Below are 10,208 nucleotides of genomic sequence, written 5' to 3'. Positions count from 1 at the left end.
AGACAGTGGGGTTACGGTGGAAAGCTAGGTGTTGAATTTAAAAAGTTAACGCCTGATTCATCATGGGCAGATAGTGTTAACTATAAGCTCTTCGCTTCATATACTAAGTTCAGAGATATCGAGGGAGATTATCAATCTGGAAATACTGTAAAAGAGTATAGGGGTGATACACCAGATAATCTGGAAGACTACTCAATTGGTCTTAGTGTCGGATTCTCTATTGGGGATAAACTGGCCAAGAAGGTATGGAACTCAGCTAAGAAAGTTGCCGAGATGTAGGTATAATTTAAGACCGATTCGAATTAAGTGAATTTTTAAGAGAAGTTGACTGTATTGATCTGAAATGTAGAGGAAGGCTTAGGCCTTCCTTTTTTGTATGATTTAAATCATTTCTTAAATTGAAGACAAGTCTAATTTCTTATTTCCAAGAGTCGATAAGATTGTGAAATCGAAAAAATAAAAAGGAATTCACATGTCTTTGCAGGCTAAAATTTTAACAGCTCTGTTACTTATTTTTACTTCACTTACAGCTTCGACAATTTACTTGAATTATACTGAAGAGAAAGCATTTGTTGAAAAGTTGATTATGTCGCAAACTGACCATGTTGTTGACCAGTATTTTGATTCCGTGAATACCCTGATGATTACAGGCGCGATGGAAAACCGTGAGGTGTTAAGAAATAAATTACTTTCAAGAAAAGAAATAACAGATGCTAGAGTTATTAGAGGAGAGCCTGTTGCAAAAGATTATGGGAAAGGATTTTCTCATGAGGCTCCTGCCGATAATTATGATATGCGTGCACTTCAAGGGGAGAAGTTCTCCTTTATTGAGAGAACTAAAGAGGGAAGAGTACTTACTGTTATTACTCCCTACAAAGCTAGCAAGAATTACCGTGGGACAAATTGTATTGAATGTCATGATGTCAAAGAGGGAACAGTTCTTGGTGCCGTGAGAGTGAGCTACTCTTTAAATGAAGTTGATGAGAGGATGGAGACGGCCATTATTGAATCGGCTAAGCATCTTGGAGTTCTTTCAATTATTGCTCTTGTTGTTATGGCATTAATCTTAAACTTCCTTATTATTCGAAAGGTAAAAAGGGCCAATACTGTGATGAGTGATATGGCCCAAAACTATGATCTTACCCAGAGGCTTGAGGTAAAGGGGTCTGATGAGATGAGCAAAATGGCCCTTGCTTTTAATCATATGGTTGGAGAGCTTCATAAGGGAATGAAGTCTGTGACTGAGTCGACTCATAAAATTATCGAAGGTGGGCAATCTATTTCAAGCCTGACTCTACAGGCAACGAAAGATATTATTTCTCAACGAGAGGAAACGAATAAGGTTGCCAGTGCAATGACAGAAATGAGCTCAACGGCAAGACAAGTCTCAGATAATTCTGCTGGAGCGCAAAATGCAACACAGACCGCGGAGAATGAAGCAAGCACGGGAGTTCAAAATGGTCAGAATGCAAGTAATAAGATTACTTCATTAACAAGTCATATTGGAGATGTTTCTTCGACGATTCATAACCTAGAGACCGAGGCCAAGAAAATTACTGAGGCCATTGAAGTTATCTATGATATTACGATGAAGACGCAGCACCTCTCAATTAATGCAGCGGTAGAAGCTGCTCGAGCAGGGGAACATGGGAAGGGTTTTGTGGTTGTCGCTGAAGAAATTGGTGAACTTGCAAGTCAAACAAAGATGACGACTAATAAAATTCAAGAGGTCACGGCCAATCTTAATACTGTGGTTGTTGATGCCGTTGAAAGAATGAAAGAGACAAGCGAATTGGCAAAGGAAGGACAAGAGCAAGTGGCCCACTCTACTGAATCCTTACATAAAATCTCTCGAGAGGTTAAAACGGTGAAAGAAATGAATGACTATATAGCCACAGCTTCTCATGAACAAAGCTTGGCCTCAGAAGAAATTGACCAGAACCTTCAGCTCATTATGGATCTCTCTGTTAAAAACTCAGATGCTGCAAGTCAGATGGGGCAACTTGGTAAAGACTTTGAAGAGATGGCCATGGAATTAAAAAGTGAAGTTTTGAAATTTAAGCTATAGTATTCTTAAATTTTTGTATGATATAATGCAAGGGTATGAGACAGAAGCAGTGGTACTCAAAAGAGAATGGTAAATTTGTTGTCGAGGTACAAGTCGAATCAATTGACCAACTCTATGATAAGAGAGACCCAAATCCTTTTCGAATTAAAGACCTTGATGACGATGTCGTTGAGTATATTCTTTCTTCAGTCGGCGATATTGGTTACAAGAAAGTCGGTAAGCTTAAAATCTTTATTAAGAAGAGACATTTAGAAGTAGAGATAAGGGCAGCGGAAGCTGCTGTGAAAGATTACTTTCTTTATCGCCAGGATATTACTGAGAAGAAGATTCGCGCAATCTTTACGACGGGTTTTAAGGCCTTATTAATTGGTCTTACTTTCTTGGCCTGTTCAATTGCGGTTTCAGCATCTGTTGGTAAGGTTCCTAAGAGCGACTTCTTAGCTCTTTATGTAAAGGAAGGACTGCTTCTTCTTGGTTGGGTTTCCATGTGGAAGCCGATTAATATCTTTCTCTATGAGTGGTGGCCACTTATAGAGCTAAAAAATACCTTCAAAAAGCTATCCGAGATCGATTTAGAGTTTAAAGATTACTAAAAAAGTATAACTCATTGATATTACTGAGTGTGAAATCCTCCATTTATATTGCCAAACGTTCATTTTTGTCATAAATTGCAAGTAAGTTGCAAATAATTGCGTCTCGATTGCAAAAAAATGTGAGGTATATACAATGAAGAACCTAATTGCTCTTAGTTTAATTCTTTTAAATTCATATTCATTTGGTTTAACAGGACTTGATCTGCTTAGTGCAAAGGCATCTGCTTTTGAAGAGATTGAAGTTGAGTTTGGAGTTGAGCATGTTGAGGCCTGGAGTGCTGAAATCGAAGGTCATGAAGTTTTAGTAAAAGCAAAAACTCATGATGAACTTATTGTTTTTGGTTGTCACCTCCATGGACAAGATATGGCCTGTCATGAAGAAGGGCATGATCACTTTAAATCAGATGATCATCACTCTCTTATCGAAGAAGGTTTTGAAGCAGCTATGGCGAAACTGGCCAAAACTTTTTCTAAGAGAAATTTAGACTTCTCTGTCTTAACTAATTTAAAAGTATGGGTTTCTGAAGGACACGATGATGGACATTCTCACGGCGGTGATGTTTGGACAAAGGTTTCTTATGAGCTTAATGGAAAGATTAAAACAACTTTTATCCAGTGTCACGGACATGGTTTAGAAGAAGAGTTATTCTGTCATTATAAGTCTTCAGCAAATGACGAACCAAGTTTAGAAGATGGGCATGATGATCATGACCATGATCACAATCACTAGGATTTTTTATGAAGAATTTACTTTTCATCTTAGCTCTTAGTTTTTCATTCATAAGTTGTGATGAACTTACTGGAGCTTCAACTGGTGCAAATGATATCTCTATAAAAAAGCTTTTAGGTGATATCTCATTTGTTAAAGTCGCAAGTGATAAGTTTCGTTTGAATGGTGTTGCCGAAAACGGTGGAGTCTCTGCTCATAGTTACAGTCTTCGTTTCGAAGTTGCTCAGGATGACTCCGTTGAGTTTTATTTCCATTCTAGGGTTGATCTTAGTGGTGGAGTTGTTGTGAACTTTAGTCGTGTAAGCAGCGAAATGGTGAGGGCAACATTTAGTTTAAATGGTATTGAAGACTCAATTGAATTTGAAAGCGCCACAGATACACCTGTTAGCGTCATTGTCGATATTCATAATAATGAGAGTGATGCTCACCTTCTTATGTGGAAGAGTGAAGGGCCATTTGGCGTTGAGGATTGTACAGAGGAAGAGACTTGTCTTTTTAACTCTGACCGTTTTGATACTGTTTGGGGAAGTCATGGAAGGGCCAGTGGAAGTTACTGGGGTGTTAATTCTCAATCAGAAAATATTTTAAAATTAGAAGGACCTAATGAAACGATTTTTGATCACTAGTCTTCTTCTTGCTCATTCTCTGAGTTCTGCTTTTGATATGGCGGGATTACAAATCTCTCTTGCTGGAGATATGATATATGAGCAAGGAATTAATAAAGATTCGAATGCAAATGAAAAAATGACAATGAGAGGTGCTGAGATGATGTTCTTTGCACCTCTTGACCATCGTTTTGATGGAATATTAAGTGCTGCTGCTCATGATGAAGATGGGGAGACAGTCTTTGAATTACACGAGATGTATTTTTCTTCATCTAAGATTATTCCACGATCTCGATTCAAGGTGGGGAAATTCTTCTTGGGTGTAGGGAGACTTAACCAAATCCATCAACATGATTGGGCCTTTATGCATGCACCTAAGGTACAAGAAGAATTCTTTGATGAAGAGGGACTTATTGATACTGGTGTAGAATTTGGACACCTCTTTAATACGCAAAGATATCTCGATCTCACGATTGGTGTAACTTCAGGTCATACTTATGGACATGCCCATACAGATGGAAAGAAACCAAAGGTTCCAACTCACTATCTCAGTTTGAAATCATTTACTAGTTTTAACAACTCAAGTGGTATTCAATATGGACTAAACTATGTTGGAAGGACTGATGGTGAAGATAATCAAATGATGATTCCTGGTTTTGAAGTTGTCGCCAAGTGGCGCGAGGGAAAGATTGTAAAGTATCTCTTCCAAAGTGAGATATGGTATAGAAATACTAAAGATGCTCAAGGAGCTCATTCTGAGCAGCTTGGTCTCTATATTTATAACCAGATGAATCTTTCATCTGAAACAGATTTTGGTTTCCGTGTCGATCTCTATAAAGATCTCTCAAAGAGAAACTCTGTGACAGGTAAGAAGGTGAATAATATAGAGTATAATTTTGCCCCTGAGTTTACTTGGAGATCAAGTGAGTTTGTAAAAATGAGACTTGGTTTATCTCATTCATTTGCTAGAGAAGAGGGAATGACTCTTTCTAAGGACACGAGAGCAACAGCTCAATTTGTCTTTATTTTAGGGGCACACCCGGCCCATAGTTTTTAAGGATTATTCATGAAGATTTTTATATTATCCCTGCTTAGTTTTTCAGTCTTAGCTCAAGTCAATATTCTGACAACGACGACTGATATCGCTTGGATGGCAAAGAAAATTGGGGGGGAGAAGGTCACAGTTGAGTCACTACTTGATGGAAGTGAGGACCCTCATTATGTCGATGCCATGCCTCATTGGATTGCTAAAGTTTCTCGAGCTCAAATATTTTGCCAAGTCGGTTTAGATTTAGAAGTTGCATGGGTTCCTCGTGTTCTTGAAAAATCAGGAAATAAGAATATTCAAAATGGAGAGAAGGGCTTTTGTGATCTAGGGCGAAAGGTCAGCGCACTTGATAAAATCAAGGGAAGAGTTGATCGCTCAATGGGTGATGTTCACGCTGGAGGAAACCCTCATTATCACCTTGGACCAAAATTCTTCTTAGAAGCTGCTGAAGAAATCGTTGATAAATTAATTGAAGTCGATGCTGAAAATGCAACTTACTATTTAAATAATTACGATCAGCTAAAAAAAGAATTCGCTAATTTACAGACTAAAATTAGATCAATTCTAAAGTCGAAACCAAATGTAAAGCTAATGAGTTATCATAAAGAGTTTAGCTATTTTGTTAAAGAGTATGGTCTGAACTATGTTGGTGAGATAGAAGAGACTCCTGGGGTTCCTCCTTCGGCAGGTCGTATTGCAAGGGTTTCACTTCTTGCTAAGAAGAAGGGAGCTACAAAGGCCTTGGGAGCGAAGACAAATCCTAAGGCAATAATGGAGAAGTTCAAGGAAATCTCTGGAGTTCCCTATGAAATGGTTGATATCTCAATCAACTCTCGAGTGAAGTCTTATGAAGACTTGATGCTCTCTATTGCAAAGGCAATTGTGAAGTAATGAGAATTCTAGAGGCAAATACGATAGATATTGGTTACAAAAAGGTTTTACAAAGAGGTTTAAGCTTTGATGTCTCTAAGGGTGATATCTTATTTGTTTCGGGAGCTAATGGAACGGGAAAGACAACCCTCATTAAGACCTTACTTGGAGAGGTTTCTGTTTTAAGCGGAGAGTTGAAAGTTAAGGATGGCTTAAGAACACAATATCTTCCTCAGCTGCTTCAATACGACTTTCCTTTAAGTCTTACTTTAGATGAGATTCTTGATATTTATGAAGTGCCAGAGAGGATCAAAAACTTCCTTTCAGAGGATCAGCGTGACCTGTGTTGGCAAGATGCCAGTGGTGGTCAAAAGCAGAAAACACTTATTCTCTCTAGGCTAAGTCGAAACCAAGATATACTCTTTCTTGATGAGCCATTTAATCATGTTGATAAGGAGAGCTCATCTCAATTGATGAACTTCTTTCAAGAGCTCATCTTTGAAGGCTTTATTAGCTCCTTGGTTATTATTTCTCATGTTATTCCAAGTGAATTAAATCATGAAAATATTAAAGGTCTTAAGTTACAATGATCGAATTATTTGAGATTTTTAAATATTCTTTTCTCCTATGCTTATTAGCAGGAATGACTATTCCGTTACAAGGAGCACATCTTGTTTCGAGAAAACAAGGGCTGCAAATCTTGGCCCTTGCTCAGGCCGGCTTAATTGGAAATTTACTGGGAAAGCTTCTCTTTCATGAAGTCGAGATTCTCACAATCTTATGCTCTCTGGTTTTCTTCGTTTTTATGAAGATCCTATTCTTAAAGAGAAAGTCTGGTGGGGAGTCATTTTACATTGTTGTCTATCTTGCGTTGATGGCCATTGGAAATCTTCTCGTTTCAATTTTTCCAGGTCTAGACTCTCACATGTCTCTAGGGCTCTTTGGTGATGTGGTCTCATTGTCAGCTCAAAATACACTCTTATTAAGTGCATTTTTCGTCAATATCTTTGCTCTAATGCATTATTGTTCTAAAAGGTTTAAGAGGAACACATTAAATGCCTCAATGTTTCATTCATCTAAGATCGATTATTTAGAAGAGTTACTCTTTTCTCTGACATTTGTTATTTCGATCTATGGTCTAGGGGTTTTATATACGGTTTCCCTCTATATCATGCCTACTGTTTTAGGGGGAAGAGTTTTTAAAGGACTTTCAGCTTCACTGCTCTTTCTATCACTTACAGGTGCCTTCTCATCTGTCACTGGGCTTGGGCTTTCTGTGAGTTTCTCAAATTTAAGTACTGTACCTTCTCAAGTAGTACTTTTATTGCTAGTATTGTCCTTAGGTAAATTGATAGGAAAGATTCATGAAAAAATCGGAAGCAATACTAAGAGAGAAGCGCTTAAGTGTCACAAAGTCGAGAGTTGATCTTCTTGAGTTCTTTATTAAAAAGAATCAACCTCTTTCTATTTTAGATTTTAAGAAAACGAAGCTTTTTAAAGAAATGAATGAATCTAGTTTCTATCGCAATGTTATCAAGTTTGAAGAAGCTGGGATCATTAGAAGTGTCCCAACTGCTAATGAATATCAGTCATATGAGCTTGTCCAAGATGACCTCCATCATCATCACCATATTATTTGTTCTGCATGTAAGTCAGTGAAGTGTCTTACTGAATGTGGACTCGATAAATCTTTTTCAAAGATGGCCTCAAAGGTTGGATACAAGCTAACGGGTCATTCTCTTGAGCTCTATGGAATCTGCCCGGATTGCGCATAAGTTATTAATAATACAATTAAATGTTCTTGTTTTCGTACGTCTTGGTTAAAAGATGGTGCTTTTTTCTATTCATTCTTCGCCCTATAGTTAAGGAGTAGAAAGTTTTAAGCACGAGGTTTATATGAAAATAGTAATCCATAGAGCAGATTCAAGAGGTAAGGCGAATCATGGTTGGCTAAACTCAAGCCATACTTTTAGTTTTGCTCACTACTATAATTCTGAGCGAATGGGGTTTGGCGCGTTAAGGGTGATCAATGACGATTATATCGCAGGGGGAACGGGGTTTGATACTCATCCTCACAAGGATATGGAAATTATCTCTGTTCCAATATCTGGTGCCCTTGAACATAAAGATAGTATGGGAAATATACGAGTTATTCGCGAGAGTGAGATTCAGGTCATGTCGGCCGGAACAGGTGTTGCCCATAGTGAGTACAATCATCTGAAGGATGAAGTGAGTAATTTTCTTCAGATTTGGGTTATCCCTGAGCGTGCTGGAGTTGAGCCTAACTACGATCAGAAAGAGTTTGATAAAAAACTTAGAGAAAATAAGTTTCAGCTAATTGTCTCACCTGATGGTAAAGAGGGGTCTCTAAAAATAAATCAACAAGCTTACTTTTCATTAATTAATCTGACTTCTGGTAATGGAGTTCGTTATGAAAAGCATCGCTCGCAAAATGGAATTTATTTCTTCGTGATGAAAGGAGAACTCGAGCTATCTGATCAGCTTCTTTATGAAAGAGATGGTGCCGCAGTTGAGAGTGATAACGAAATCAGTTTAAAGGCCCAAACAGATGTTAAGCTTCTTGTAATTGAAGTACCACTTAGATAGAGAAGAGGTTTGGAAAAATAAAGTTAAAATAGTATAATGGAAGTCATGAATGATGAGATCAATGTCCTTGGAAAAAAATTAGAGATTTGTGGTTGCGAGCCAATGACTGGCTTTATGAGAAACGGCTATTGTCAGACAAACTTTGATGATACCGGTGTTCATACCGTTTGCGCAGTGATGACGGAAGACTTCTTACAGTTTTCTAAAGATGCTGGTAATGATCTCAGCACACCTAGGCCAGAGTTTGGTTTTGAAGGACTTAAACAGGGCGATCATTGGTGTGTTTGTGCGGGAAGATGGTTTGAGGCCTATAAGGCCGGAAGAGCTTGTCCTGTTATTCTTGAGGCCACTCATGAAGAGACACTTGCTATCATTCCATTTGAAGTTCTGAAGAAATATCAAATGACTGTCTGATTTTTCAAAATACTATTTTAACTTGTCACACTTTTATTGAATTAATCACTAAGAGATTGAACAATTCAATCTTTAAATAAAGGAAGTTATGATGAGTAAAATTCAACTATATTCACTTGCTACACCAAATGGTCAAAAAGTTTCTGTTGCCCTCGAAGAGATGGGAATCGATTATGATGCACATACGATTAATATTCTAGAAGGGGATCAGTTCACAGAAGATTTTATCAAAGTTAATCCTAACTCAAAGATTCCGGCCATTGTTGATCCAAATGGACCAGAAGAAAATCACGCTGTCTTTGAGTCAGGCGCGATTCTTCTCTATCTTGCTCAAAAGAGTGGAAAGTTTCTCTCTGATGATCCTGTAAAAAAGAGTGAAACACTACAATGGCTCTTCTTTCAAATGGGAGGTGTTGGACCGATGTTTGGACAGTTTGGTCACTTCTATAAGTATGCTAAAGAAAAATGTGATCATCCCTATCCTAAAGAAAGATATTCGACAGAGGCCAAGAGACTTCTTGCGGTTATTGATAAGAGGTTAGAGGGAAGAGATTTTCTCGTTGATGAGTACTCAATTGCAGATATGGCCATTTTTCCATGGGTTCTTTGCCTTGATAAATTCTATGAGGCATCAGAGCACTTGGGTCTTAAAGACTATAAGAATGTGAACTCATGGCTAGAGAGAATCCTACAAAGACCTGCCTCTGTTCGAGGACTCGATATTTGTGGTTTCAATAAGTAAGAATCGTAAATAGTGGGAAAGTCGAAAAAATCGGCTTTCCTACAAATCTGTGACAATTTATTGTGATGTGCGTGATATTTCTTTCTTATGAAAATACTTCTCATTACAATTTCGACCCTTTTATCTTTCTATGTAGCAGCTGAAAATTGGTCTCTTGTCCATGAAGAACAGGGGATAAAGGTTTATGCTGGGGAATATCAGAAATCAGGTGTCATCCCATTCAAGGCCTTGGGTGTCGTTAATGCTCCAATTCATAAAGTTGCAGAATTAATTGAAAATGATCAATTAAAGCCAGAGTGGTCGCCAAAACTTAAGAGTGTCATTATCCATGAAAGAATTTCAAAAGATGAGTTAATTTTTTCAGAATACTACAGTACTCCTTGGCCTGCTGTTGATAGAGAATTCTTACTTAGAGGTAAAATAAAAAGACACAGTGATGAATTCATTGAGTATATTGGAGAGTCAATCGATAATCATTATAAGGATGCCGATCATATTCAAGCTCTCGTGAAAAAGCTTAATTTTAGTCTT

General features: G+C 37.8%; 14 protein-coding genes. All 14 read left to right on the top strand.

Going from position 1 to position 10,208, the window contains the following annotated elements; genetic code table 11:
• Positions 1–279: hypothetical protein (locus tag M901_RS12625; protein WP_021278577.1), on the top strand; the 279-nt coding region annotated here is incomplete at its 5' end.
• A gap of 193 nt (positions 280–472) precedes the next feature.
• On the top strand, positions 473–2,068 hold the full coding sequence (locus M901_RS12620) for a methyl-accepting chemotaxis protein (RefSeq protein ID WP_021278587.1): 1,596 nt from the start codon (positions 473–475) through the stop codon (positions 2,066–2,068).
• 35 nt (positions 2,069–2,103) lie between these two features.
• Positions 2,104–2,661, top strand: a complete 558-nt coding sequence (locus M901_RS12615; RefSeq protein WP_021278585.1) for a hypothetical protein — start codon at positions 2,104–2,106, stop codon at positions 2,659–2,661.
• 133 nt (positions 2,662–2,794) lie between these two features.
• Positions 2,795–3,391 carry a hypothetical protein gene (locus M901_RS12610; RefSeq protein WP_021278579.1) on the top strand — a complete coding sequence of 199 codons (597 nt, stop codon included), beginning with the start codon at positions 2,795–2,797 and terminating at the stop codon, positions 3,389–3,391.
• A gap of 8 nt (positions 3,392–3,399) precedes the next feature.
• Positions 3,400–4,017 carry a hypothetical protein gene (locus M901_RS12605; RefSeq protein ID WP_021278590.1) on the top strand — a complete coding sequence of 206 codons (618 nt, stop codon included), beginning with the start codon at positions 3,400–3,402 and terminating at the stop codon, positions 4,015–4,017.
• On the top strand, positions 3,995–5,053 hold the full coding sequence (locus tag M901_RS12600) for an outer membrane domain protein (protein WP_021278578.1): 1,059 nt from the start codon (positions 3,995–3,997) through the stop codon (positions 5,051–5,053). The genes M901_RS12605 and M901_RS12600 overlap by 23 nt, the downstream gene beginning before the upstream one ends.
• Before the next feature lie 9 nt (positions 5,054–5,062).
• Complete coding sequence (locus M901_RS12595) at positions 5,063–5,935, top strand: metal ABC transporter substrate-binding protein (protein WP_021278581.1); 873 nt, start codon at positions 5,063–5,065, stop codon at positions 5,933–5,935.
• Positions 5,935–6,504: an ATP-binding cassette domain-containing protein gene (locus M901_RS16675; protein ID WP_021278589.1), complete on the top strand. Its 570-nt coding sequence runs from the start codon at positions 5,935–5,937 to the stop codon at positions 6,502–6,504. The genes M901_RS12595 and M901_RS16675 overlap by 1 nt, the downstream gene beginning before the upstream one ends.
• Positions 6,501–7,340: a metal ABC transporter permease gene (locus tag M901_RS12585; protein ID WP_021278582.1), complete on the top strand. Its 840-nt coding sequence runs from the start codon at positions 6,501–6,503 to the stop codon at positions 7,338–7,340. Before M901_RS16675 ends, M901_RS12585 begins: the two co-directional genes overlap by 4 nt.
• On the top strand, positions 7,279–7,689 hold the full coding sequence (locus M901_RS12580; RefSeq protein WP_034722125.1) for a Fur family transcriptional regulator: 411 nt from the start codon (positions 7,279–7,281) through the stop codon (positions 7,687–7,689). Before M901_RS12585 ends, M901_RS12580 begins: the two co-directional genes overlap by 62 nt.
• A 121-nt stretch (positions 7,690–7,810) precedes the next feature.
• On the top strand, positions 7,811–8,521 hold the full coding sequence (locus tag M901_RS12575) for a pirin family protein (RefSeq protein WP_021278584.1): 711 nt from the start codon (positions 7,811–7,813) through the stop codon (positions 8,519–8,521).
• 36 nt (positions 8,522–8,557) lie between these two features.
• Complete coding sequence (locus tag M901_RS12570; RefSeq protein WP_021278588.1) at positions 8,558–8,935, top strand: DUF2237 family protein; 378 nt, start codon at positions 8,558–8,560, stop codon at positions 8,933–8,935.
• Between the two features lie 91 nt (positions 8,936–9,026).
• The gene (locus M901_RS12565) at positions 9,027–9,677 is read left to right on the top strand and encodes a glutathione binding-like protein (protein WP_021278586.1); all 651 of its coding nucleotides are present in this window, start codon (positions 9,027–9,029) and stop codon (positions 9,675–9,677) included.
• Positions 9,678–9,764: 87 nt separating this feature from the next.
• On the top strand, positions 9,765–10,208 hold a 444-nt coding region (locus tag M901_RS16670; protein ID WP_021278583.1), incomplete at its 3' end, for an START domain-containing protein.

The organism is Bacteriovorax sp. DB6_IX, from assembly GCF_000447775.1.
GTDB lineage: Bacteria > Bdellovibrionota > Bacteriovoracia > Bacteriovoracales > Bacteriovoracaceae > Halobacteriovorax_A.
This window is presented reverse-complemented; position numbering and strand designations above follow the sequence as displayed.

Excerpts from the sequence above, each read along its gene's own strand:
- M901_RS12595 (WP_021278581.1), top strand. The coding sequence starts at position 5,063 with ATGAAGATTTTTATATTATCCCTGCTTAGTTTTTCAGTCTTAGCTCAA.
- M901_RS12565 (WP_021278586.1), top strand. The coding sequence starts at position 9,027 with ATGAGTAAAATTCAACTATATTCACTTGCTACACCAAATGGTCAAAAA.
- M901_RS12570 (WP_021278588.1), top strand. The coding sequence starts at position 8,558 with ATGGAAGTCATGAATGATGAGATCAATGTCCTTGGAAAAAAATTAGAG.
- M901_RS12605 (WP_021278590.1), top strand. The coding sequence starts at position 3,400 with ATGAAGAATTTACTTTTCATCTTAGCTCTTAGTTTTTCATTCATAAGT.
- M901_RS12575 (WP_021278584.1), top strand. The coding sequence starts at position 7,811 with ATGAAAATAGTAATCCATAGAGCAGATTCAAGAGGTAAGGCGAATCAT.
- M901_RS12580 (WP_034722125.1), top strand. The coding sequence starts at position 7,279 with ATGAAAAAATCGGAAGCAATACTAAGAGAGAAGCGCTTAAGTGTCACA.
- M901_RS12620 (WP_021278587.1), top strand. The coding sequence starts at position 473 with ATGTCTTTGCAGGCTAAAATTTTAACAGCTCTGTTACTTATTTTTACT.
- M901_RS12610 (WP_021278579.1), top strand. The coding sequence starts at position 2,795 with ATGAAGAACCTAATTGCTCTTAGTTTAATTCTTTTAAATTCATATTCA.
- M901_RS16675 (WP_021278589.1), top strand. The coding sequence starts at position 5,935 with ATGAGAATTCTAGAGGCAAATACGATAGATATTGGTTACAAAAAGGTT.
- M901_RS12615 (WP_021278585.1), top strand. The coding sequence starts at position 2,104 with ATGAGACAGAAGCAGTGGTACTCAAAAGAGAATGGTAAATTTGTTGTC.
- M901_RS12600 (WP_021278578.1), top strand. The coding sequence starts at position 3,995 with ATGAAACGATTTTTGATCACTAGTCTTCTTCTTGCTCATTCTCTGAGT.
- M901_RS12585 (WP_021278582.1), top strand. The coding sequence starts at position 6,501 with ATGATCGAATTATTTGAGATTTTTAAATATTCTTTTCTCCTATGCTTA.